The 24,333-nt window shown below is 68.6% G+C and carries 17 protein-coding genes; 7 read left to right on the top strand and 10 right to left on the bottom strand.

The annotated features are described in order from the left end of the window. Window positions 1-175: 175 nt before the first annotated feature. The 3 genes from AC5DRG_RS38415 to thyX form a co-directional block, all read right to left on the bottom strand. Window positions 176-1,861: a ribonuclease J gene (locus AC5DRG_RS38415; RefSeq protein ID WP_491804362.1), complete on the bottom strand. Its 1,686-nt coding sequence runs from the start codon at window positions 1,859-1,861 to the stop codon at window positions 176-178. 129 nt (window positions 1,862-1,990) lie between these two features. Then, window positions 1,991-2,890, bottom strand: coding sequence for a 4-hydroxy-tetrahydrodipicolinate synthase (gene dapA / locus AC5DRG_RS38410; protein WP_491804360.1), 900 nt, complete (start codon window positions 2,888-2,890; stop codon window positions 1,991-1,993). Between the two features lie 211 nt (window positions 2,891-3,101). Further along, complete coding sequence (thyX, locus tag AC5DRG_RS38405) at window positions 3,102-3,842, bottom strand: FAD-dependent thymidylate synthase (RefSeq protein ID WP_491804359.1); 741 nt, start codon at window positions 3,840-3,842, stop codon at window positions 3,102-3,104. Between the two features lie 241 nt (window positions 3,843-4,083). Here thyX and AC5DRG_RS38400 point away from each other — a divergent pair, with 241 nt between their 5' ends. Then, window positions 4,084-4,638, top strand: coding sequence for an SCO5741 family PH domain-containing membrane protein (locus AC5DRG_RS38400; protein WP_491804358.1), 555 nt, complete (start codon window positions 4,084-4,086; stop codon window positions 4,636-4,638). Window positions 4,639-4,721: 83 nt separating this feature from the next. Here AC5DRG_RS38400 and AC5DRG_RS38395 read toward each other — a convergent pair whose 3' ends face one another. The 6 genes from AC5DRG_RS38395 to eccD form a co-directional block, all read right to left on the bottom strand. Then, window positions 4,722-5,177, bottom strand: coding sequence for a hypothetical protein (locus AC5DRG_RS38395; RefSeq protein WP_491804357.1), 456 nt, complete (start codon window positions 5,175-5,177; stop codon window positions 4,722-4,724). Then, the gene (dapB, locus tag AC5DRG_RS38390) at window positions 5,177-5,929 is read right to left on the bottom strand and encodes a 4-hydroxy-tetrahydrodipicolinate reductase (RefSeq protein ID WP_491804355.1); all 753 of its coding nucleotides are present in this window, start codon (window positions 5,927-5,929) and stop codon (window positions 5,177-5,179) included. The genes AC5DRG_RS38395 and dapB overlap by 1 nt, the downstream gene beginning before the upstream one ends. A gap of 49 nt (window positions 5,930-5,978) precedes the next feature. Then, window positions 5,979-7,358, bottom strand: coding sequence for a M16 family metallopeptidase (locus AC5DRG_RS38385; RefSeq protein WP_491804354.1), 1,380 nt, complete (start codon window positions 7,356-7,358; stop codon window positions 5,979-5,981). Further along, a complete protein-coding gene (locus AC5DRG_RS38380) occupies window positions 7,355-9,571 on the bottom strand; it encodes a polyribonucleotide nucleotidyltransferase (protein WP_491804352.1) in 2,217 nt (738 codons plus the stop codon). The genes AC5DRG_RS38385 and AC5DRG_RS38380 overlap by 4 nt, the downstream gene beginning before the upstream one ends. A gap of 308 nt (window positions 9,572-9,879) precedes the next feature. Next, complete coding sequence (gene rpsO / locus AC5DRG_RS38375) at window positions 9,880-10,167, bottom strand: 30S ribosomal protein S15 (RefSeq protein ID WP_491804351.1); 288 nt, start codon at window positions 10,165-10,167, stop codon at window positions 9,880-9,882. Between the two features lie 193 nt (window positions 10,168-10,360). After that, window positions 10,361-11,818, bottom strand: coding sequence for a type VII secretion integral membrane protein EccD (gene eccD, locus AC5DRG_RS38370; RefSeq protein ID WP_491804349.1), 1,458 nt, complete (start codon window positions 11,816-11,818; stop codon window positions 10,361-10,363). Window positions 11,819-12,107: 289 nt separating this feature from the next. Between eccD and eccCa the strand changes: the two genes are divergently transcribed. The 3 genes from eccCa (at window position 12,108) to AC5DRG_RS38355 (ending at window position 17,055) form a co-directional block, all read left to right on the top strand. Next, the gene (gene eccCa / locus AC5DRG_RS38365; protein WP_491804348.1) at window positions 12,108-16,052 is read left to right on the top strand and encodes a type VII secretion protein EccCa; all 3,945 of its coding nucleotides are present in this window, start codon (window positions 12,108-12,110) and stop codon (window positions 16,050-16,052) included. 120 nt (window positions 16,053-16,172) lie between these two features. Beyond that, entirely contained in the window at window positions 16,173-16,565 is a 393-nt protein-coding gene (locus AC5DRG_RS38360) for a hypothetical protein (RefSeq protein WP_491804346.1), read from the top strand. Window positions 16,566-16,737: 172 nt separating this feature from the next. Beyond that, window positions 16,738-17,055, top strand: coding sequence for a DUF397 domain-containing protein (locus AC5DRG_RS38355; RefSeq protein WP_491804345.1), 318 nt, complete (start codon window positions 16,738-16,740; stop codon window positions 17,053-17,055). Window positions 17,056-17,079: 24 nt separating this feature from the next. Here the strand turns inward: AC5DRG_RS38355 and AC5DRG_RS38350 are convergent, their stop codons facing one another. After that, the gene (locus AC5DRG_RS38350; RefSeq protein WP_491804344.1) at window positions 17,080-17,508 is read right to left on the bottom strand and encodes a hypothetical protein; all 429 of its coding nucleotides are present in this window, start codon (window positions 17,506-17,508) and stop codon (window positions 17,080-17,082) included. A gap of 127 nt (window positions 17,509-17,635) precedes the next feature. On the opposite strand from AC5DRG_RS38350, the gene AC5DRG_RS38345 reads away from it, so the two are divergent. The 3 genes from AC5DRG_RS38345 to AC5DRG_RS38335 all read left to right on the top strand — a co-directional run bounded on the left by AC5DRG_RS38345 (window position 17,636) and on the right by AC5DRG_RS38335 (window position 24,229). Continuing rightward, window positions 17,636-18,292, top strand: a complete 657-nt coding sequence (locus tag AC5DRG_RS38345; RefSeq protein ID WP_491804343.1) for a hypothetical protein — start codon at window positions 17,636-17,638, stop codon at window positions 18,290-18,292. Between the two features lie 101 nt (window positions 18,293-18,393). Beyond that, window positions 18,394-18,978: a hypothetical protein gene (locus tag AC5DRG_RS38340; protein ID WP_491804342.1), complete on the top strand. Its 585-nt coding sequence runs from the start codon at window positions 18,394-18,396 to the stop codon at window positions 18,976-18,978. 154 nt (window positions 18,979-19,132) lie between these two features. After that, window positions 19,133-24,229 (top strand): toxin glutamine deamidase domain-containing protein, encoded by a 5,097-nt coding sequence (locus AC5DRG_RS38335; protein ID WP_491804340.1) that lies wholly within the window; start codon window positions 19,133-19,135, stop codon window positions 24,227-24,229. Window positions 24,230-24,333 lie beyond the last annotated feature (104 nt).

Here is a 24,333-nt window from a genome sequence, read left to right as displayed (position 1 = left end):
TTCCGGCGCTTCCGACTTTATCAGAGATTCTGAGTCGGAATTCCCGCCCCGCTCGGGGACTGGTTCCGGTGCGCGAGGCGCCCGGGTTCCCGTTCTGGCGGAGCCGTAAACGTACTGGAGCGGGGCGCCTCGATGCAAATCGAGGCGCCCCGCTCCAGGTTCACACCTACGAGGGTCAGACCTCCACGACGACAGGGAGGATCATCGGCCTGCGCCGATAGGTGTCCGAGACCCACTTGCCCAGCGTGCGGCGGATGAGTTGCTGCAGCTGGTGGGGTTCCACGACGCCGTCCTGGGCCGACCGCTCCAGCACCTCCGTGATCCTCGGAAGCACCTCGCTGAAGGCCGAGTCGTCGATGCCCGAGCCGCGGGCCTGGACATGAGGTCCAGCCGTGATCTTGCCCGTCGACGAGTCCACCACCAGGAAGACCGAGATGATGCCCTCGTCGCCCAGGATCTTGCGGTCCTTGAGCGCGGGCTCACCGACGTCACCGACCGAGAGGCCGTCGACGTACACGTATCCCGCCTGGACCTTGCCCGAGATCTTGGCCTTGCCCTCGACCAGGTCGACGACCACACCGTCCTCGGCGATGACGATCCGATCGTGCGGGACGCCGGTCATCGCGCCGAGCTCGGCGTTGGCCCGCAGGTGGCGCCATTCGCCGTGTACCGGCATCAGGTTCTTGGGCCGACAGATGTTGTAGAAGTACAGGAGCTCACCGGCCGAGGCGTGGCCGGAGACGTGCACCTTGGCGTTGCCCTTGTGGACGACGTTCGCACCCCAGCGGGTCAGGCCGTTGATGACGCGGTAGACCGCGTTCTCGTTGCCGGGAATGAGCGACGACGCCAGGATCACCGTGTCGCCCGCGACGATGCGGATCTGGTGGTCGCGGTTGGCCATGCGCGACAGCGCTGCCATCGGTTCGCCCTGGGAGCCCGTGCAGACCAGGACGACCTCGCTGTCGGGGAGGTCGTCGAGCGTCTTCACGTCCACGACCAGGCCCGGCGGGACCTTCAGGTAGCCCAGGTCACGCGCGATGCCCATGTTGCGGACCATCGAGCGGCCGACGAAGGCGACTCGGCGGCCGTACTCGTGCGCCGCGTCCAGGATCTGCTGGATGCGGTGGATGTGGCTGGCGAAGCTCGCCACGATGATGCGCTTGCCGGCGTTCGCGAAGACCTGCCGCAGGACGTTCGAGATGTCCCGCTCGGGCGGGACGAACCCCGGCACCTCGGCGTTCGTCGAGTCGGAGAGAAGAAGGTCGATGCCTTCCTCGCTCAGCCGTGCGAACGCGTGTAGATCCGTGAGACGACCGTCCAGCGGAAGCTGGTCCATCTTGAAGTCGCCCGTGTGGACCGCCATGCCGGCCGGAGTGCGGATCGCCACCGCAAGCGCGTCCGGGATGGAGTGGTTGACCGCGACGAACTCGCAGTCGAAGGGGCCGATGCGTTCTCGGTTCCCCTCCGCCACCTCAAGGGTGTACGGGCGGATGCGGTGTTCCTGGAGCTTCGCCTCGATGAGCGCGAGGGTCAGCTTGGAGCCGATCAGCGGGATGTCCGGCTTCTCCCTCAGGAGATACGGAACGCCGCCGATGTGGTCCTCGTGGCCATGTGTGAGGACGATGCCCTCGATGTCGTCGAGGCGGTCCCTGATGGACGAGAAGTCCGGCAGGATCAGGTCGATTCCGGGCTGCTCCTCCTCCGGGAAGAGCACGCCGCAGTCGACGATCAGTAGGCGGCCTCCGTACTCGAAGACCGTCATGTTTCGGCCGATTTCCCCGAGGCCGCCGAGTGGAGTGACCCTCAGTCCGCCTTCGGGGAGTTGCGGCGGCGGGCCGAGTTCAGGATGCGGATGACTCAAAAGACTCTCCTCACCACACGCGCCACGTACCGGCAAGGCACGTGGCGCGCGTGACGTTCGTGCAAAAGCAGTTGTCATTGTGGAGTGCAGGCACCAGAGGTCCTGCGTATTCAGTTGTGAAGTCTGTTGTCAGAGCTGTACCCCGCCTGCGGCAAGATCGATCTTGAGCTGGGCGATCTCCTCGGGCGTGAGCTCGACCATCGGCGCGCGCAGCGGTCCGGCGGGCAGGCCCTGGAGGGTGAGCGCGGCCTTGGTGGTCATGACGCCCTGGGTTCGGAACATACCGGTGAACACCGGAAGCAGCTTCTGGTGGATCTCGGTGGCCTTGTGGACGTCACCCGTGGTGTACGCCTCGACCATGGCACGCAGTTCGGGCGTGACCACATGGCCGACGACCGAGACGAAGCCGACCGCGCCCACGGAGAGCAGCGGCAGGTTCAGCATGTCGTCGCCCGAGTACCAGGCGAGGCCGGAGCGCGCGATGGCCCAGCTGGCGCGGCCGAGGTCGCCCTTGGCGTCTTTGTTGGCGACGATCCGCGGGTGCTCGGCCAGGCGGACGAGTGTCTCGGTACTGATCGGGACGCCGCTGCGGCCGGGAATGTCGTAGAGCATGACCGGCAGTTCGGTGGCGTCGGCGATCGTCGTGAAGTGCCGGTACAGGCCCTCCTGTGGGGGCTTGTTGTAGTACGGCGTGACGGTCAGCAGGCCGTGTGCGCCGGCCTTCTCGGCGGCGTGGGCGAGTTCGACGCTGTGGCGGGTGTCGTTCGTGCCGACGCCGGCCACGATGTGGGCGCGGTCGCCGACCGCGGCGAGTACGGCTCGTACGAGGTCCGATTTCTCCGTGTCACTGGTGGTGGGGGACTCACCGGTGGTGCCGTTGATGATCAGGCCGTCGTTGCCTGCGTCCACCAGGTGCGTGGCGAGCCGCTGCGCGCCGTCGAGGTCAAGTGCGCCGTCCGCCGTGAAGGGCGTGACCATGGCGGTGAGGACCCGCCCGAAGGGGGTCTGCGGAGTGGAGGTCGGAGCCATGGGTAACACGCTACTCGCTGCTCAACGCGTGGTCTGCCCTAGGGGTGCGGGAAAAGTCATGACAAAGATGGAGCCCGGCACTGCCTGCTCGGGGGTTCAAGCAGTGCCGGGTCCATTTGATCAGGCTAGATGAATATCGCTAAATGCCGCAATACGGACACTTCCCGAGGCTGACCCGTACATCTGTGCCCGGCGGGGCAACATGCGTGCGTTACGGGGCCACACGGCCGTTCGCATTGAAGGCCGCGTACGTCAGCGGCATGAGCTTGGCCCACTCCGCCTCCATCTTCTCGCCGACCATCTCGATCTCGCGCTGCGGGAAGGACGGGACCTTCGCCAGTTCGTGCTGGGTGCGCAGGCCGAGGAAGTGCATCAGCGAACGGGCGTTGCAGGTGGCGTACATCGAGGAGAACAGGCCGACGGGGAGGACCGCGCGGGCGACCTCGCGGGCGACGCCGGCGGCGAGCATCTCCTGGTACGCGTCGTACGCATGCCGGTACGAGTCCTCCATGACGCGGCCGACCAGCTCCTGCTGGGCCTCGGTGCCCTCGACGAAGACGTACTTGCCGGGGCGGCCCTCCTGGACCAGCTTGCGGGACTCGTCGGGGACGTAGAAGACCGGCTGGAGCTCCCTGTAACGGCCGGATTCCTCGTTGTACGACCAGCCCACGCGGTGGCGCATGAACTCGCGGAAGACGAAGATCGGGGCGCTGATGAAGAACGTCATCGAGTTGTGCTCGAAGGGGCTGCCGTGCCGGTCCCGCATCAGGTAGTTGATCAGGCCCTTGGAGCGCTCGGGGTCCTTGCCCATCTCCTCCAGGGACTGCTCGCCGATGGTCGAGACGCGGGCGGCGAACAGCACGTCCGCGTCGGACGCGGTGTGTTTGACCAGCTCGACGGTGACGTCACCGCGGAAGCTGGGCTTGAGGTCGTCGGCGGGGGTGTCGGTCACGGCTCGGAGGGTCCTTCCATCACGTCTCTCGGGCGGCGACCACTCTACGGCCCGGCACTGACATCGGGGCGTTCGGTGCCGGGACGCGACAACTTCGGAGAACTTCTGCGAATTCGGGGAAACAGGGCACCTTGACCGGACGCTGACCGATTCCATCCGGACCCCCAAGGGTGGTGAGCCGGGACACCGCTCGATAGCCTCACCGGGCACAGCCCATGCATGGATTGAGTGAGGACCAGCCGTGCCCCTGCCCTTCCTGACGGCCGACCGCGCTTACGAGGCGGCGGACGAGCTCGCGCTGCCCTACGACGACCGCGACCACTGGCGGCGGCCCTACCGGCCCGGACCGTGGCGCGTGGGTCTGGCGGCGCTTCTGCTCCTGCTCTCCTCGTTCGTGTTGTTCGCCGCGGTCATCATCGCGCTCACCGGCTCACCGTCGGAGGCCGGAGTGGTCTTCGGCATCTCGCTGGCGGTCATCGTCGTAGCTCTGCGGTGGCTGCGCATGGGCGTGTGGGTCAGCGCCCGTGGCGTACGCCGGGTGGGCTTCCTCTTCACGCGCACGGCGCCCTGGGCGAAGGTCGCCGCCGTGCGGACGGTGCAGCAGCCTGTGCGCTGGCTGGGGCTGCCGCGCACCGTTCAGGGGCAGGCGCTGCTTCTCGTACGGAGTGATCGTGCGGTGGAGGACGTGGCGCCGCTGCTGACCACGCACAACGCCGACTTCCTGGCGCGGGTCGAGGCGTTCGACCGGGCTGCCGACTCGGTGGAGGCCTGGGCCGCGGAGTATCAGCGGGGCTGAGCGGCACACGCTGCGAACAAGAGGGGCCCGGTCCTTGGGGGGACCGGGCCCTATCTCGTTCGCGGCGTTCTGACGCGGGTTTCTCAGGCGGGCTGGACCGGCTTGCCCTCGTTCAGGGCGATCGCCCTTTGCATCGCCTTGCGGGCGCGCGGGGTGTCGCGGGCGTCGTGGTAGGCGACGGCCAGGCGGAACCAGCTGCGCCAGTCGTCGGGGGCGTCCTCCGTCTCGGCCTTTCGTCTGGCGAAGACCTCGTCGGCGGAGTCGCGGTCGATACGGCCGCCAGGGGTGCGCCTCAACTCGTCGACGGGCAGGCCGCCTTCGGCGTCGAGTTGGGCGGCGAGGCGGTTGGCCTTGCGGACGAACTCGGTGTTCTTCCAGAGGAACCACAGGCCGATCACCGGCAGGATCAGGACCGCGACGCCGAAGGTGACGGTCAAGACCGTGCCGGCCTGTATCAGCATGACGCCGCGGCTGCCGACCAGGACGAAGTAGACGACCAGGACGGCAGCCGTGACGGCGTAGGTGAGCTTGGCGCGCATCAGCCCAGGTCCAGGAAGTTTTCCAGGCCGAAGGTGAGGCCCGGAGTGGTCACCACGCGGCGGGCGCCGAGCAGGATGCCCGGCATGAAGCTGCTGTGGTGGAGCGAGTCGTGCCGGATGGTCAGCGTCTCGCCCTCACCGCCCAGCAGGACCTCCTGGTGGGCCAGCAGGCCGCGCAGGCGGATCGCGTGGACCGGGATCCCGTCGACGCTGGCACCGCGTGCGCCGTCCAGGGCCGTCACCGTGGCGTCCGGCGCCGGGGCCGAGCCTGCGTTGGCCCGGGCCTCGGCGATGAGCTGGGCGGTGCGTGTGGCGGTGCCGCTGGGGGCGTCCACCTTGTTCGGGTGGTGCAGCTCGACGACCTCGACGGACTCGAAGTAGGGCGCGGCGATCTGCGCGAACTTCATGGTCAGTACGGCCCCGATGGAGAAGTTGGGCGCGATGAGGACGCCGGTCTCCGGGGACTGGGCCAGCCAGCCCTTGAGCTGCGCGAGGCGGTCCTCGGTCCACCCTGTCGTGCCGACGACCGCGTGGATGCCGTGGCGTACGCAGAAGTCGAGGTTGCCCATGACCGAGGCGGGCGTGGTGAGTTCCACCGCGACCTGGGCGCCCGTCTCGGCCAGCGTCTCCAGCTTGTCGCCCCGGCTGAGGGCGGCGACCAGCTCCATGTCCTCGGCGGCCTCGACGGCTCGTACCGCCTCCGAACCGATACGGCCCTTGGCGCCGAGGACCGCCACGCGCAACTTGCTCATCTTCTTGCTTCCTTACCGGAGTTCCGGAGTGTCGGACTTTCGGAGTTGATTAGGCGACGGCCTCGTGCAGACGGGACGCCTGCTTGTCCTTGAGCGGGCCGATGACCGACAGCGAGGGCCGCTGTCCCAGGATCTCGTGGGCGACCGCGCGGACGTCGTCCGGGGTGACCGACGCTATCCGGGCCAGCATGTCGTCCACGGACATCTGCTCGCCCCAGCACAGCTCACTCTTGCCGATGCGGTTCATGAGCGCACCGGTGTCCTCCAGGCCCAGGACGGTGGAGCCCTGGAGCTGGCCGATGGCGCGGCCGATCTCGTCGTCATCCAGGCCGTTGGCGGCGACGTGGTCGAGCTCGTCGCGGCAGAGCTTCAGCACGTCGTGCACCTGGGAGGGGCGGCAGCCCGCGTACACGCCGAAGAGGCCGCAGTCGGCGAAGCCGGACGTGTACGAGTACACGCTGTACGCCAGGCCGCGCTTCTCCCTGACCTCCTGGAAGAGGCGCGACGACATCCCGCCGCCGAGGGCCGTGTTGAGCACGCCCAGCGCCCAGCGGCGCTCGTCGGTGCGGGGCAGGCCCGGCATGCCGAGGACGACATGGGCCTGCTCGGTCTTGCGGCCGATGAGCTCGACGCGGCCGGCGGTCTTCAGGGCGCGGCGGCCGTCGCGCGGGGCGATCGGTTCCGCCTCGTCGTTCTTGAAGGCGCCTGCCTTCTCGAAGGCTGCGCGGACCTGTCGTACGACCTTGTTGTGGTCGATGTTGCCCGCGGCCGCTACGACGAGGTGCGTGGGGTCGTAGTGCTTCTTGTAGAAGCGGCGGATGCGGTCGGCGGTGAGGGCGTTGACCGTGTCGACCGTGCCGAGGACCGGGCGGCCGAGGGGGTTGTCGCCGAACATCGTGTGCGCGAACAGGTCGTGCACTCCGTCGCCCGGGTCGTCCTCGGTCATCGCGATCTCTTCGAGGATGGCGCCTCGCTCGACGTTGACGTCGTCTTCGAGGATGAGGGAGCCCGTCAGCATGTCGCAGACGACGTCGATCGCGAGGGGGAGGTCGGTGTCGAGCACGCGCGCGTAGTAGCACGTGTACTCCTTCGCGGTGAACGCGTTCATCTCGCCGCCGACCGCGTCGATGGCGGAGGAGATGTCCAGCGCGCTGCGCTTCGACGTGCCCTTGAAGAGCAGGTGCTCCAGGTAGTGCGTGGCGCCGTTCAGGGACGGCGTCTCGTCGCGGGAGCCGACGTGGGCCCAGATGCCGAAGGTCGCAGAGCGGACCGAGGGCAGGGTTTCGGTGACGATGCGCAGGCCGCCCGGGAGGGTGGTCTTGCGGACGACGCCGATGCCGTTCGTGCCCTGGATGAGGGTTTGCGTACGGGCGACGGCCCGCGCCTCCGAAGAGGTGCGGGCCGTCGCCGTGGAGCTGCTCGACGTCACTGGTCGGTGTCGTCCTTCTTGTCTTCGTCGCCTTCACCCTCGATGACCGGGATGAGCGACAGCTTGCCGCGGGAGTCGATCTCGGCGATCTCGACCTGGACCTTCTGGCCCACGCCGACGACGTCCTCGACGTTCTCCACGCGCTTGCCGCCGGCGAGCTTGCGGATCTGCGAGATGTGCAGCAGACCGTCCTTGCCCGGGAGCAGCGACACGAACGCGCCGAAGGTGGTCGTCTTGACGACCGTACCCAGGTAGCGCTCGCCGACCTCCGGCATGGTCGGGTTGGCGATGCCGTTGATCGTGGCGCGGGCGGCCTCGGCCTGCGAGCCGACCTGGGCACCGATGTAGATGGTGCCGTCGTCCTCGATCGTGATCTCGGCGCCGGTGTCCTCCTGGATCTGGTTGATCATCTTGCCCTTCGGGCCGATGACCTCGCCGATCTTGTCCACGGGGATCTTGACGGTGATGATCCGCGGGGCGTTGGGGGACATCTCGTCCGGCGTGTCGATCGCTTCCATCATCACGTCGAGGATGTGGAGGCGGGCGTCACGGGCCTGCTTGAGAGCGGCGGCCAGGACGGAGGCGGGGATGCCGTCCAGCTTGGTGTCGAGCTGGAGGGCGGTCACGAACTCCTTGGTGCCGGCGACCTTGAAGTCCATGTCGCCGAAGGCGTCCTCCGCACCGAGGATGTCGGTGAGGGCGACGTAGTGCGTCTCGCCGTTGATCTCCTGGGAGATCAGGCCCATGGCGATACCGGCGACGGGGGCCTTGAGCGGCACACCGGCGTTCAGCAGCGACATGGTGGAGGCGCAGACCGAGCCCATCGACGTCGAGCCGTTGGAGCCGAGGGCCTCGGACACCTGACGGATCGCGTAGGGGAACTCCTCGCGGGTCGGCAGGACCGGCACGATGGCGCGCTCGGCGAGGGCGCCGTGGCCGATCTCGCGGCGCTTCGGGGAGCCGACGCGGCCGGTCTCGCCGACGGAGTACGGCGGGAAGTTGTAGTTGTGCATGTAGCGCTTGCGGGTCACCGGGGAAAGGGTGTCCAGCTGCTGCTCCATCCGGAGCATGTTCAAGGTGGTGACGCCCAGGATCTGGGTCTCGCCACGCTCGAACAGCGCCGAGCCGTGCACGCGCGGGATGGCCTCGACCTCGGCGGCGAGCGTACGGATGTCCGTGACGCCGCGGCCGTCGATGCGCTTCTTCTCCTTGATGACGCGCTCACGGACCAGGGACTTGGTCAGCGAGCGGTACGCGGCGGAGATCTCCTTCTCGCGGCCCTCGAACTGCGGGAGCAGCTTCTCGGCGGCCAGACCCTTGACGCGGTCCAGCTCGGCCTCGCGGTCCTGCTTGCCGGCGATGGTGAGCGCCTGGGACAGCTCGTCCTTGACGGCGGCGGTGAGCGCCTCCAGGACGTCGTCCTGGTAGTCGAGGAAGACCGGGAACTCGCCGGTGGGCTTGGCGGCCTTGGCGGCGAGGTCGGCCTGGGCCTTGCAGAGCACCTTGATGAAGGGCTTCGCCGCGTCCAGACCGGAGGCGACGACCTCCTCGGTCGGCGCCTCGGCGCCGCCCGCGACCAGCTGGATGGTCTTCTCGGTGGCCTCGGCCTCGACCATCATGATCGCGACGTCGCCGTCCTCCAGGACGCGACCGGCGACGACCATGTCGAAGACGGCGTCCTCGAGCTCGGTGTGCGTCGGGAACGCGACCCACTGGCCGTTGATCAGCGCGACGCGGACGCCGCCGATCGGGCCGGAGAAGGGCAGACCGGCCAGCTGGGTGGACGCGGAGGCGGCGTTGATCGCCACGACGTCGTACAGGTGGTCGGGGTTGAGCGCCATGATCGTGGCGACGACCTGGATCTCGTTGCGAAGGCCCTTTTTGAAGGACGGGCGCAGCGGGCGGTCGATCAGGCGGCAGGTGAGGATGGCGTCCTCGGAGGGACGGCCCTCACGACGGAAGAAGCTGCCGGGGATCTTGCCGGCGGCGTACATCCGCTCCTCGACGTCCACCGTGAGGGGGAAGAAGTCGAGATTGTCCTTGGGGTTCTTGGAGGCGGTGGTGGCCGACAGCACCATGGTGTCGTCGTCCAGGTACGCCACGGCGGAGCCGGCGGCCTGCTTGGCCAGGCGGCCCGTCTCGAAGCGGATGGTGCGGGTGCCGAAGGAACCGTTGTCGATAACGGCCTCGGCGTAGTGGGTCTCGTTCTCCACTAGCGTTTTCTCCGATACTTTTCGTCTTTTGTCCCAGTCTGCCCGTGTGGCAGGGGGACGGTGGGGCGGAGAAGTGCGCCATCTGGTGCGGGCCGGTCTTCGATCGAAGCACCCGGGGTTCACTTTCCCCGGGGGCCACTACCGAGGACCGGCGGCGGCGAGGTGCACTTCTCCTCGTACGTGCTGTGTCGTACGTATTGCGTTGTGCCACCACACTACAAAGGGGTGGTGACACTCCGCACGTTTCCGCACGTACAGCAAAGGGAGCGGCCCCCCATTGAGGTGGGAACCGCTCCCTTCACGGCGTCTTACTTGGCGCCCGCCGCACCGCGGCGGATGCCGAGGCGGTCGACCAGCGCGCGGAAGCGCTGGATGTCCTTCTTCGCCAGGTACTGGAGAAGGCGACGGCGCTGACCGACCAGGATCAGCAGACCACGACGGGAGTGGTGGTCGTGCTTGTGGGTCTTGAGGTGCTCGGTCAGGTCCGAGATACGGCGCGAGAGCATCGCGACCTGGACCTCGGGGGAGCCGGTGTCGCCCTCCTTGGTACCGAACTCGCTGAAAATCTGCTTCTTCGTAGCGGCGTCGAGCGGCACGCGTACTCCTCGTAGTCTTTGGTTGGCCACCGAGTGCCCCCGGTCTTTATCTCGGGGGAGCTTCCGTTACTCGGGAGGCGGGTTCCGCTGCGCGCGGCCTCCGGAGGGATTTACTCCGGGGGCGCGTACACAAACGGCCGTTACACAGCGTACCAGCAGACGGGCGCGCTCTTGACAGGCGGTCCTACGCCGGTCAGACGCCGCCGCGGACCTTGCCGTAGACGTCGAGGACGGCCAGGCAGATCGGGATCAGGGAGAGCAGGACCAGCGAGTCCGCGAGGTCCAGCATGCGGCCCCAGAAGGGCGAGAGCCCCTTGCGCGGCACGATCAGGGCGATCGCGATCAGGACGAGGACGCCGGCGCCCACCGAGGCGGCGAGCCACAGGGTCCGTACGTCGACGGGGTTGGAGTTGCCCTTCAGCAGCTCGATGACGATGTCGGCCGGCGGCGAGATGGCCAGGCCGAGCACCAGCAGCGCGAGGGTGCCGACGCCGGCCACGAACAGGCATGTGACCTGGGCGGTGTAGCGGAACAGGCGCGCCCGCAGCATCGCGGCGAGGCCGGTGCACAGGGCCAGCAGCTGGGCCCAGCCGCCGTCGCTGAAGCCGAGCACCGCGCCACCGGCGCCGACGATGACGGCGGCGCAGCCGCCGACCAGGCCGAGCAGCAGCTCGTGGCCCCGGCTGGTCTGGGCGACGATGCGCTGGACGTCGACGGCTTCGAGGTCGCCCTCCTGGCCCTCGCGACGGGCCCTGGCCAGGTCCTCCGGGTTGCGGAAACCGATAGGCAGCTTGGCGAAGCGGGCCGACCAGCCGGGCAGGAAGCCGACGACCGCCAGCGCGACGACCGAGGTGCCGGCGGCGATCTCCCGCGGCTCCGCCTCGGTGAGGATTCCGCAGAACACGGCGAGCGTGCCGATCCCGGCGGCCAGCGCGGCGGCCACGAACGGGGCGTCTCCCTGCGGCAGCAGCATGATCAGTACGACGGAGAACAGGAGTACGGCGACACAGCCGACGAGGAACTGGATCCGGCCGGGGCCCTCGCCCGCGTCCTGGGGTACGACGCCGGAGCCCGCGATGAGCGCGTGCGGCAGCGCCGAGATACCGAGCGCGACGGCGGAGGCGCGGTCGTCGTAGACCCGGGCCCGGATACCGGCGAGTGCCGTCAGGGCGATGGCGACCACGCCGGCCAGGATGCCCTGCAGGCCGTTCATGTCGTGCCGTATCGGATCCGCGAACCAGAAGACGAAGCCGAGCATGAACAGCAGCAGCGCGCCGGAGACCAGGCCGGCCACCCGCATCAGGTTGTCGTTCCAGCTGCGGATGTCCTGCTTGACGGCGGCGGCGATCGCGTCCACCACGTCGTCGTGAACGGCCGGGGGCAGTGAGTCGGCGAAGGTGCGCACCAGCAGCACCTCGCCGTCCCTGACCCGGTGCTCCAGCAACGAACGGCTCGCGTCGAGGACCTGGCCCTCGCGGCGTACGAGGTGGTAGCCGGCGGGATCGGTGTCCGATCGGCTCAGGCCCGAAAGCCTGATGATCTCGGGAAAGAGGTCCTGGATCGGCAGGTCCTCCGGCAGCGCGACATCGACCCGACTGTCCGGCGCTGCGATCGTGATTCGGCAGAAACCCGTCGATGTCCCCGTGCTCACCTGGTACTTCCCCCTGCTGGCCAAAGCTTCTTCGCATCGTTCATACGACGCGGAGCGCCACTTTATCCATTGCCACGGGGGGCGCGGGGGCCACCTCCCCGGTTTCCTCGCCGTGCCCCCTCGGCATCTCCATGCCCTTGGCGCTCTGGCGCACTCGGCGCATCAGTAGGATCGTCGCTCACACGGATGGCGCCTACGCGAACGAGCACACGTCGCGGTACACGGGGGCGTCGATGCCAGGACGTATCAGACGTATAAGACGTAACAAACGCGAAGGATGAGTGCATCGGTGAGCGTCGTCATCATCAAACGGCCACCGCGGATAGTGCCCCCGGTTGTCCCGGACGGCGAAGTCAGGCTGGAGACACCGCCCGAGATCCCTCGCGAGGGTGATGAGAGCCCGCTGATGAGCCTGCTGCCCATGATGGGCATGCTGGGGTCGGTCGGCTTCTTCTTCATGCCGGGTCTGCCCTCGTACATGCGGGTGGTCGGCGGGCTGATGCTGGCCTCGACCCTGGCCATGGCCATCGCCCAGTTCGCCAAGTCCCGGCAGGGCGGCGGCGCGGGGATGGCGCAGGATCGGCGTGACTACTTCCGGTATCTCGAACAGGTCCGCAAGGACGTGCACAAGACCGCGGAACTGCAGCGGCACAGCCAGCTCTTCCAGCATCCCGACCCGGAGCAGCTGTGGGCCGTGGCGGCCGACGGCAGGCGGTTGTGGGAGCGGCGCCCGACCGACGCGGACTTCGCCTCCGTACGGATCGGCCGCGGCATCCAGCAGCTCAACACCCCGCTGGTCGCCCCGGAGACAGCGCCCAAGGAGGAGCTGGAGCCGCTGACCGCGGCGGCCATGAAGGCGTTCCTCGACGCGCACGGCAGCCTGTCCGACCTGCCCGTCTCCGTCTCGCTGCGCGCCTTCTACCACGTGACGGTGTGCGGAGAGACGGACACGGTCTACGCCAACGCGCGTGCGTCCCTGTGCCAGTTGGCGACGCTGCACTCGCCCGAGGACCTGATGATCGCCGTGGTGGCGCATCCCTCGGCGACGGCGGACTGGGACTGGATCAAGTGGCTGCCGCACAGCCAGCACCCGAAGGCCAAGGACGGGGCGGGCTCCTCCCGGCTCCTCTTCGACGACCTCGGCGAGCTGGAGGAGGCGCTGGCGGACCAGTTGGGCGACCGTCCCCGCTGGAACCGGGACGCGAACCCCGTCTACGACCAGCCCCACCTGATCGTGGTGCTCGACGGCGGCACCGTGCCGCCCGACTCCGAACTCGCCAGCTCCGACGGCCTCCAGGGCGTCACCTTCCTCGAAATCGCACCGGGCGAGCTGGAGGAGGAGCTGCGCGCGGGCCTGACGATCTACGCCAAGCCGGAGCGGATGCGGCTGTTCGTCGGCCACGAGTCGGCGTACACCGGCAAGCCCGATGTGCTGAACATCGCGCAGGCCGAGTCCCTGGCGCGGCAGCTCGCCCCCTTCCGGGTCGGCAGCGCGGAGGACGGCGAACCCCTGCTGTCCAACCTGGACTTCACGGATCTCATGGGCATCGGCGACCCCGGTCTGGTCGACGTCTCCCGCACCTGGCGGCCGCGCACGCTGCACGAGCGGCTGCGGGTGCCGATCGGTGTCGGCGAGACCGGCGAGCCCGTCATGCTCGACCTCAAGGAGGCCTCGCAGGAGGGCATGGGCCCGCACGGCCTGTGCGTCGGCGCGACCGGCTCCGGCAAGTCCGAGGTGCTGCGCACGCTGGTCCTCGGTCTCGCGGTGACGCACTCCTCGGAGACGCTGAACTTCATCCTCGCGGACTTCAAGGGCGGTGCGACCTTCGCCGGTATGGCTGACATGCCGCACACCGCGGCCGTGATCACCAACCTCGCGGACGACCTCACCCTCGTCGACCGTATGCGCGACTCGATCATGGGTGAGACGCAACGCCGCCAGGAGCTGCTGCGCACGGCCGGCAACTACGCCAACCTGCACGACTACGAGAAGGCCCGGGCGGCCGGCGCCGCACTCGAACCGATGGCCTCGCTGGTGATCGTGCTCGACGAGTTCTCCGAACTCCTCACCGCCAAGCCGGACTTCATCGACATGTTCATCCAGATCGGCCGCATCGGCCGTTCGCTGGGCGTGCACCTGCTGCTGGCCTCGCAGCGCCTGGAGGAGGGCAAGCTGCGCGGCCTGGACACGTACCTGTCGTACCGGATCGGTCTGCGCACCTTCTCCGCCGCCGAGTCCCGTACGGCGATCGGCGTCCCGGACGCCTACCACCTGCCGTCGATCCCCGGCTCCGGCTATCTGCGCTACGACACCGACACCATGGTCCGCTTCAAGGCCGCGTACGTGTCGGGGCCGTACCACGGCGAGGGCCCCTCCCGGGTACACCGCTCGACGCAGCTGCGGCCCGCGCTGTTCAAGGCGGAACACGTGGCACTGCCCCCGCAGCCGGTGATCGAGGAGCCGGAGGCCGACAACCGGGTCGACGACGCGCTCGCCGACACCGTCCTGGACGTCATCGTCAGCCGGATGGTCAACCAGGGTCCGCCCGCCCACCAGGTGTGGCTGCCCCCGCTGGAGGAGGCTCCCTCGCTGGAGCAGCTCCTCCCCCAGCTCGCCGTCAGCCCGGAGCGCGGCCTCACCGCGCCCGACTACACGGCGCTCGGCCGGCTCAATGTGCCGGTCGGTCTGGTCGACAAGCCGTTCGAGCAGCGGCGTGACGTGCTGTACCGGGACTTCTCCGGTGGCGCCGGTCACGGTCTGTTCGTCGGTGGCCCGCAGTCCGGCAAGTCGACGCTGCTGCGGACGCTCATCTCGTCGTTCGCGCTCACCCACACACCCTCCGAAGTGCAGTTCTACTGCCTGGACTTCGGCGGTGGCGGTCTGATCTCGATGGAGGAGCTGGCCCACGTCGGCGGCGTCGCCAACCGGCTCGACGCCGAGAAGGTGCGCCGTACGGTCAGTGAGGTCGAGGGGATCCTCAACGCGCGCGAGGAGTACTTCCGCGCGAACAACGTCGACTCGATCCAGACGTACCGCCAGCGCCGGGCCGCCGGGCAGCTGCCCGACCAGATCTGGGGAGACGTCTTCCTCGTCATCGACGGCTGGGCCACCTTCAAGACGGACTACGAGATGCTGGAGGCCACCGTCACCGAGATCGCGACGCGCGGCCTCGGCTTCGGTGTGCACGTGATCCTGGCCGCGAGCCGCTACACCGAAGTGCGGCCCGCGCTCAAGGACATGCTGCAGAACCGCATCGAGCTCAGGCTCGGCGACCCGACCGAGTCGGAGATCGACCGCAAGGTCGCGCAGAACGTCCCGGCGAGCGTGCCGGGCCGTGGTCTGACCCAGGACAAGCTGCACTTCATGACCGCGCTGCCGCGCGTCGACGGCTCCTCGGAGACGGACGACCTGTCGGAGGCGACGTCGATCCTCGTCCGGGGCATCAACGACAACTGGCAGGGCAACCGGGCTCCGGCCGTACGGCTGCTGCCCACGCTCCTGCCGTGGGACCGGCTGCCCAAGGGGTTCGAGCACCCGGAGCGCGGTGTCGCCATCGGCATCGACGAGTCGTCGCTCGCGCCCGTCTTCGTCGACTTCGAGACGGACCCGCACTTCATCGTGTTCGGCGAGAGCGAGTCCGGTAAGTCCGCGGTGCTGAGGCTGCTCATCAAGCAGATCACCGAGCGCTACACACCGCAGCAGGCGAAGATCGTCATGGGTGACTATCGACGTGCCCACCTGGAGGGCGTGCCCGAGTCGCACCTGTCGCGGTACTGCGCCTCGGCGCCCGCTCTGGCGGAGACGCTGGAGGGCCTGGCCGGCTCACTGGGCCGCCGTATGCCGGGCCCGGACGTCACACCGGAACAGCTGCGCAACCGCAGTTGGTACAGCAGCCCGGACGCGTTCGTCATCATCGACGACTACGACCTGGTGGCGACGGGCGTGAACCCGCTGGCCCCGCTGCTCGAATACCTGCCTTTCGCCCGTGACGTCGGCCTGCGCGTCATCATCGCGCGTGCCTCGGGCGGTGCCAGCCGGTCGCTGTACGAGCCGGTGATGCAGCGGCTGCGCGAGCTCGGCGCCCAGGGCATCGTGCTCTCCGGCGAGCGGAGCGAGGGCGCTCTGCTGGGCAACATCACGGCGTCTCAACTGCCGCCCGGGCGGGGGCACTTCCACACGCGTCGGCGCGGTGGGCAGCTGATTCAGACGGGGTGGCTGCCCACTCGGTTCTGAGTGTTCCAGATGGAGGGGCGGTACCCACTGCGGGTGCCGCCCCTCTCGTACGGGGCAGCGCTAAAGTGGCGTTGCGATGGAAAAGGCGAGCCACGGGGGGCAGTTGTGTCGTCGGACTTCATGAACTCCGATCCCAAGGTCCTCAAGGACGAGGGCTACAACATGTTCACCGTCGGCCAGGACTTCGCCAAGGCCGCGAAGGCCCTTCAGGACGGGCTGACCCACCTTGAGGGCGGCAGCGGTGACACCCCGCCGTGGGGTGACGACGACATCGGTGAGAAGTTCGGCGTCGTCTACGAGGGTCTGCGCGACGGCATGTACCAGTCGATGAACAGCCTGGCCGAGCGCATCGCGGGGATCGGGATCGCCTTCACCAGGATGGGCGTGGCGCACGAGCAGAACGAGGCCAACGAGGAAGCCATCTGGCAGCAGACGACCGCCGAGTACGACGGCCAGGTGGAGATCCCGACCGGCGTGCACCATGAGCGTCGTCGGCAGGATGGCGAACTCTGAGTCTGCGGGCTATGAGTCTGCGGGCTATGAGTCCGTGGGCTATCAGTCTGCGGGCTGTGAGTGACCTTCCGCTTCCGCAGCGTGAGCGCCGCCCGCGCAAGTAGGGTGAGCCACACATGTAGTTCGCACGTCCAGTTCAAATGGTTCGCACGTCAGGAAGAGGCTCAGCAGCATGACCGAGGCACGGGACAACGGGGTCGAGACTCAGGCCGAGGACGTCAAGGCGCGCAAGGAGCGGGAGCGGGACGAGCTGTACGCCCTCGACATCTCGGGAGTCGAGTGGCACAGCGCGCCCGGTACCGAGGAGCACGAGGAGCGGGTCGAGATCGCGTACCTGCCGGAGGGCGCGGTGGCGATGCGCTCGTCCCTCGATCCCGACACCGTGCTGCGGTACACCGAGGCGGAGTGGCGGGCGTTCGTACTCGGGGCGCGGGACGGGGAGTTCGACCTGGAGCCCGCGCCGCACAACGGCGGAATGCCGGCCGAGTAGGCCCGATGGATCAGGGCGAAGCGATCAGTACAGCGAGAAGCCGCCGCTGTGCCGTCCTTGGCCCTTCCTCACGGACTGTGAGGCCTCGCCCAACGGGGGCCTCGGCTCGGACGACCCCGAAGCGGGGTTCCCGCCGGTCGGCGTCTCCCCCTCCCTGATCTGCTCGCGCTCCTCGTCGGAGAGCGACTCCCACTGACCGCGCAGGGACGCCATCCCGCCGCCCAGGGCGTGTGCCACGGCGGGGTCGTCCAGGGCGTCACGCAGGGCGAGGCGGCCGGAGAGCAGCCTCTTCGCCGCCTCCTGCATCTCCTTGCCCGCGCTGTCGGTCTCGGACAGCTTGCGCAGGGCGGAGTTCAGGGAACGTATCTGCTCCGGTTCGAGTGCCTCGTCCAGCACACCTCGGTCCGGCGAAGAGCCGTCCGGGTTCGGTGAGTTCTCGCCTTGCCTGGCCATGTCGCGTCTCCTCGCTGCTGCTCACCTCTCGGCACCCGCAGTATCTCCTGTAACGCATCGATGCAATGCTGACTGGCCCCACTGGTCGTAGCGAAGACCGGCCGCCGAGAAGAAGGACCGCATCGACATGGCTCGGACGCAGGGCACAGGAAAAGGCGCGGGCGTCGACCGTTCCCTCGTGGGCCTCGTCGGCAGGGCCTTCGGCCGTCTCGGGCGCGCGGGCGGTCTGGTCTTCCTCCTGGCGGGGCTCGCGCTGAGCGGATGGGGCGCGTACGAAGGGGCGTACGCGGCAGGATGGGCGGGCACGCACGGCACTCTGACGGTGAAGCAGTGCGAGCTGAACTCCTCGCTCAACACCTCACGCAACAGCCGCAAGAAGCGCCTCACTGTCCGTTGTGAGGGCACGTTCGTGTCCGAGGGCGGCAAGAGCACGGACGCCAACGCAGCGGTGCAGGTGAGGTACGAGTACACGCAGGGCACCGAACTGTCGGTACAGCAGGCTGACGCGCCTACGACGGCCACCTCCACGGACGGCGACTACATCCAGACCGACAAGCCCCGGGGCTGGCGCTTCTTCGCCGCCTTCTTCGGCGGCTGGGTCCTCACCGGCCTCGGCGTCTTCTGCCTCGCCACGGGTTACGCGCCGTTCGGACAGAGCCGGATCTCGTACGAGGCCGCATGGGAGGCGTCGGGACGGGGAGTGACGCGGCCGACCGTGATCGGCATGATCGGCGTGGGCCTCGTCGGAGCCGGACTGTCGTTCCTGGTCAGCTACTTCTTCTGACCTGGGTGAGGAATTCGCTAGGCTCGCGCACCATGTTGCCCTCGCACACGCCCACCCCCGCGCCGGATGCCGTGGTCATACCTACCGGCCGTCGCGGTGCCATGACCGGGCTCCCCTGCTCCGTCGTCCTGATCGCGATCGGTGCCGTCGGCATCGCGGGCGCTGTCGTGGTCGCCACCGGGAACCAGAAGGGGGAGTCCAGCGTGGGGGCCTTCGCGGGCCTCGCGTTCTTGCTGGCGCTCGGTGTGCTCGGCGTGTTCCTCTTCATCGGCCACTGGGCGAACCGCCGCGCCAGGATCCTCGTCGACCACACGGGCCTGTGGGTCGACAACGGCAAGCTCCGGAACGTCATCCCGTGGGACACCCTCGCCGGAGTAGGCCTCCACTGGAGCAAGTTGGGCCGAGGCCAGAAGGTCTACTCCCTGGAGCTGTTCCCCACCGGTTCCATCGACCGGGACGACCCGGTCCTGTGGATTCTGGTCCGCGACGAGGAGCCGTTGCACCCTAACCTTCCCCGGCTGCGCTACCGCCTCCCCTTCCCTGCCGCGTGCCGGCAGCAGGTGGCCTCGGCGGTCCAGCAGTACGTCCCGCAGATCTGGCTGGGCGAGTCCGAGCGCGCCATGGGTCACATCGGCAGGCCCGACGTAAAGGGGCATCGACAGCGCGCCCAGGGACGTACGCCCTGATGCGACGGGTAACCGTGCTTACCTGAAACGGATTTGTGACAGCAACCCTCTGAAGGTGCCTGCGGGTGATTCCGTAAGCTGTGCGCACGGCTGTACACCTGTGTGGTTTCCCTTGGCGGGTGAGGGAGTTGTACGGCCGTGTTGGCTGACGGGGGTGCTTTCTGCTGTGGCGATGATGCTGCCGGACGAACTCGAATGGGTTCTCGAAATGCTCGGCTACCGCTGGCCGACGGCGAACGAGGACAAGCTCAGGGAGTCCGCCGCCCTGTGGCGGCAGTTCGGCGAGGACGTCACCGGGCTGCACACCGCGGCGAACGCCAGCGCCCGCACGGTGACCGCCTACAACGCCGGCGACTCGATCGACGCGTTCACCAAGACGTACGCCAAGTTCGATGGCGGGGGCGGCTCCGACGGCTACCTCGCCAATGCCGCGCAGGCCGCCTACACCATCGCGAACGTGATGGAGGCCTGCGCCTACATCGTCGAGTTCGCGAAATGGGCGGTGATCGCCCAGCTGATCGCCCTGGCCATCGAGATCTTCGCCGCGCAGGCCGCCGCGCCCTTCACCTTCGGTCTGTCCGAAGTCGGCGCGCTCGGCGCGACCCAGGTGACCCGGCTGATCGTGCGCCGTCTCCTCGACGAGCTCAAAGAGGCGTTGATGGAGGCGATCGTCGAGGCGATGAAGGAGCCCGCGATCTCCGCGATCGAGGCGATCATCACCGACCTGGTCCGCCAGTCCGTGAACGTCGGCTTCGGCGCCCAGCAGGGCTTCGACCTCGCCACGACCGTCAAGGCCGGCGCCAAGGGCGGCTGGGAGGCCATCAAGCAGACCCCGCAGACCCTCGCCGAGGGGGTGCGCGACGGTCTGGGCTCGAAGGCCGGCAGCCGTGCCCATCACGCCATCGACAGCCGCATCGACGGGTACGACGGCTCGTCGGGGATCGATGGCGGCGGTGACGGTGGTGGCGGTGACGGTGACGGTGGCCGCGATGACGGAGGCAGTGACAGCGGAAGTCGCAACAGCGGTGACGGCAGCGGTGGTTCCGACTCCGGGAGGTCCGACTCCTCCTCGGACTCGACGCGTTCGAGCAACGGCAGCGGCCCGGGTACGAACATCGGCGGCGGGATATCCGCCGACGGCGGGGGTTCCGGCATCGGCGCGGCGGATGTGGGTTCCGCTCCCAACTCCGGTTCGGACTCAGGGGGTTCGGACTCGGGTTCGGGGCAGAGTCCGTCCTCCTCGGACACGCCGTACTCAAGGCCGACGCCGTCCCTGTCGGGGCCGTCGCTGTCGGACTTCGACGACCCCTCGCCGGGCGGGACCTCGCCCAGCACGCCGGACACGAGCGGCTCGTCCGGCCCCTCCCACACCGGCGGCGGCTCCTCCGTGTCCGGCCTCTCGTCACCGACCGCTTCGCAGTCCGCGCCCAGCCACACATCATCCGGCGCTACGTCCTCCTCGCCGGGCGGCGGAACCATCGGCACGTCGATCGACAGCCTGGCCGCTACCGTCCCGACCCAGTCAAACGCGGCGCCTACACCGACGGCGAGCGATCCGTCGCCGGCGAGTACCGGAGGCCGTGCGGACGGCGGCTCGGCCATACCGACTTCGCCCGTGGCGCCTTCTACGGCGGGAGGCGTCGGCGGCTCGCATCACTCCGGGAGTACGTCAGCCGGCACCCCCTCCGCCAGCAGTCCCAGCAGTCCGACCCCCAACTCGGTTGCGGCCAGGCCTACTTCCGCCGGTACGCCCGGGACGGCATCGCCTACGGGGACCGGGCCTGCCTCCACTCCGAGCCCTACGCCTTCGAGCGGGCCCCGGAGTACTCCGGCCGTGACGGCGGACGGTCGGGTTGCCGGTACGGCCGACGGTCGCGTCGCTGGAACGGCGGACGGCCGCAATCCCGGTGCGGCGAACGGTCGTACTCCTGGCACGCAGGACGGCCGAACACCGGGGCAGCGGACCGCCGGTACGACTCCGGGGGACGGTACTTCGACCCGGAATACTCCTGGAACGACTGGTACGACGCCGGGCGACCGTACTTCGCCCCGTAACACCCCGGATCCGACCGGCGGCACCCGTACCAACACCCCTGGCCAGAACCCGAGTTCAACCAGCCCAAACCCGAACCCGGGCCAGTCGACGTCCCCCAGGGCCGCATCGCCGTCCACGAGCACGTCGACACCGAGCGGCAACACCCCGAACTCTTCGACCTCGTCAGCCCCTTCGGCCTCTTCGACCTCTTCAACGCGGCCCGGCCCCGACACCCGCGCGAGCGCCCCGGGCACACCCGGTACCCAGAACCAGCCGGGCCCGGGGACCACTCCCACGCGGCCTCCGCAGCAACCCGCGGGCAGCACGCCCAATACCCCCAACACCCCGCAGCAGCCGGCCGGGCAGGCCAACACGTCGCCGCAGAACACACCGCCCACCTCGCAGCATCAACAGCAGCAGGTGACGGCGGTCCCGATCCCCACCGTCATCCGCACCCCGGCTTCCGCGACGCCGCCGTCGCACATCACCCCCGCCGCGCCGCAAGCGCCGGGCTCGCCGCAGGCCTCCCCCGGGACCCCCGACAACCAGCAACACCCGCAGCAGGAAAGCGTGGAGGACATCCGCGCCGACCTGGACCACCACCCGGGTGGCCTGACCGATCCCGACCCCGCGGATCAACAGGCGCTGGTGGACGCGGTCCCGCACAACGAGGACGGCACCCCGGAACGCTTCCCCGACCCCTTCGGCCCCTGGACCCAACTCCAGAACGACGGCGGCAACACAGTCCCGGGCCGCAGCAACAACTGCGCCGACTGCTCCCGTTCCTTCCTGGAGACCTGGTACGGAGACCCCCAGGTCTCAGCCCCTCGCACCCTCGACACCGACGAACACGGCAACCCCGACCCGTGGTCCCCCGAGGACAACGCGAACGAGAACCAGATCCGCTGGACGGGTGCCGCCCACGCCTACGCCGGCCCCGGCAACGACCCCAACACCGCCAACAACATCGCGTCGGTCCTCCAGCAGGCCGGCCCCGGCTCGGCGGCCATCGTCCAGGTCGACTGGCCGAACAACGGGGGCGGCCACGCCTTCAACGTCGTCAACCACGACGGCAACATCGTCTGGATCGACACCCAGAGCGGAGAGGTCAGCACCGACCCCCTCCACATCGACAACGCGGCGCACGTCTGGCACATCCCGCTGGACGCCAACCGGAACCCCATCGACCTCACCCAGCCCGACACCGAGAACTCCGACGCCCAGAACGACGAGACCCAGCCGGAGAACTCCGAGAACAACGAGAACCCGCAGAGCGACGTCTCGGGCGACACCCCGAAGCAGGGCGACGACACCGGCACGGGAACCGACTCCCCCAAGTCGGCGGATCCGACGAGTCCGGACGTATCAGACAACGCGGACTCCGCGCAGCCGTCGCCCTCCCCCGAGACCCCCTCAGAGCAGAACCGCCCGTCCCCGGCCGAGACCCCGAACACCCCGGACCAGCAGTCACGCCCGGACGAGCAGGCCCACACCCCCGACAAGGATTCCGAGCAACCGACCGCCACGACGGAGACCCCGGCCCGACCCGACTCCGCTTCGGAACACCGTCAGCCGCCCGCCGACACCACGCCCGACAACACCGACAAGGGCACACCGGACAGGGACACGACCCCCACCGCTACGGATCCTCGCACCACGGATCCACGTACGCCCGATCCCCGCACCACGGACCCGCGTACGTCGGACCCGCACCGGGACACCCCCACGCAGAAGCAGCCGGAGCCCAACGAGCGCCCCGACGCTCAGCACCCGAACACTCCGCCGCGGCCGGACCAGACGCGACCCGATCATCTCGACGATCCGCAGTCCGAGACACCGGACAAGGACCACTCCGAGACCCCTGACCAGGCACGTCCCGACAGCCCGAACCAGTCGCCGGCCGACGACCACCGCGACCGCCCGAGCGACATGACGAAGGACTCCGCGGTCCCCAAGCGCGAGAGCCTGCCGGACGGCAAGAACGCCGACGCGGCCGGCTACGTCAAGGACTCCGTCAACGGGAAGAAGCCGCTGTACGGCGACATCGCCGCCGAGAACCCGACGCAGACCTCCCAGACGGCGAGCCCGGAACGCCACTCCGGTCCTGCGGAGCCCACGGGAAGCACCCCCGACGCCAACGACCAGGAAAGCCGTCGGCAGCGTGATCTGGACATGCTCGCGCGCGCCAATTCGGACAACCCGCAGGACAAGGCCTGGTTCGAGAGGTACTACCACCCGAACAGTGGTTACCGCCGGAGCGTGACAGCCCCCGCCGAGGACGGCCGCCCCGTCCCCCAGCTGCATCCCACGAACGATCCCAACGCTCGCTGGATGCTGGCCAACGACACACCGGACGCCGATCCGGAGTCGTACATCGACGAGGGCGCGGACGAGGGCTCGCGGAACACGGAGATCTCCAAGGAGAACCTGGACAGGCTGGACGAGGCCGCCAAGGCCCGCCAGGACGCGATCGACGCGGACAGTCAGCCGCACAAGGACCGGCAGGCGGCCAAGGAAGCCTACGAGGCAAACAAGACTCCCGAGAATCTGGAGAGGTTCCAGGAAGCCGACGCAAGGCACAGTCCCCTTCACGGAACGATGACGCGGGCCAGTGAGGACTACGGCGAGGCGGTCGCCGAGTTCCACGTGATGCCCCGGCACTTCCCGGACTACGACCGCGTCGACGACCGGGCCATGGGCAACAACCGGTTCGACCAGGTCTGGATGGATCCGAGCACCGATCCACCCGAGTTCGTCGTCGTCGAGGCCAAGGGCTCACTGACCGCCGGACTCGGCGAACGGCGAGGGCTTCCGGAGCAAGGCCCGGACCAGGCCGCTGCACCGGGCGACCCCAGCCAGGGACAGGGTGACGGAGCGCAGAACGAGGACCAGGCCGGCCAGGACGCACCGAGTCCTGGGGTGCCGAAGGTCAAGCAGGGCACTCGCGCGTACTTTGAGACGATCCTCCATGAGATGGAGACTCGCGCACACCGGAACAGGCTGGCCGCCGAAACCGACGCCGAGTTGGAGGCAGCCGAGACAGAAAGGCAACAGGCAAAGGACCTCAGGAAAGCCCTGAACGCGAACCCGCCGCGAGTCAAGTACATACTCGTCAAGGGAAACTCCTCCGGAGGCGAGCACCAGGGCTACGAGATGAAACAGTTCGACACCAGAACGGAAGCGGAGAAGGCGCGCGATGCAGATTCCTCGACATGAGTTCCCGACCCGAAATGTCCCAAGGATTCTCGAATCCGATACCAAGGACTTCTGGGACGACGTTGACGACCTGCAGAGAGAACCCTCGTGGTTCTCGAACGTTC

Source organism: Streptomyces sp. JLBG701 (assembly GCF_058544905.1).
The sequence above is the reverse complement of the archived record's forward strand: the minus strand, read 5'-3'. Positions and strand labels throughout refer to the sequence as shown.

Coding starts and splice junctions, on each gene's coding strand:
- AC5DRG_RS38340 (WP_491804342.1), top strand. CDS start 18,394: ATGACCGGGCTCCCCTGCTCCGTCGTCCTGATCGCGATCGGTGCCGTC.
- AC5DRG_RS38395 (WP_491804357.1), bottom strand. CDS start 5,177: ATGCGCGCCAAGCTCACCTACGCCGTCACGGCTGCCGTCCTGGTCGTC.
- AC5DRG_RS38350 (WP_491804344.1), bottom strand. CDS start 17,508: ATGGCCAGGCAAGGCGAGAACTCACCGAACCCGGACGGCTCTTCGCCG.
- dapA (WP_491804360.1), bottom strand. CDS start 2,890: ATGGCTCCGACCTCCACTCCGCAGACCCCCTTCGGGCGGGTCCTCACC.
- AC5DRG_RS38355 (WP_491804345.1), top strand. CDS start 16,738: ATGACCGAGGCACGGGACAACGGGGTCGAGACTCAGGCCGAGGACGTC.
- AC5DRG_RS38360 (WP_491804346.1), top strand. CDS start 16,173: ATGAACTCCGATCCCAAGGTCCTCAAGGACGAGGGCTACAACATGTTC.
- dapB (WP_491804355.1), bottom strand. CDS start 5,929: ATGAGCAAGTTGCGCGTGGCGGTCCTCGGCGCCAAGGGCCGTATCGGT.
- AC5DRG_RS38345 (WP_491804343.1), top strand. CDS start 17,636: ATGGCTCGGACGCAGGGCACAGGAAAAGGCGCGGGCGTCGACCGTTCC.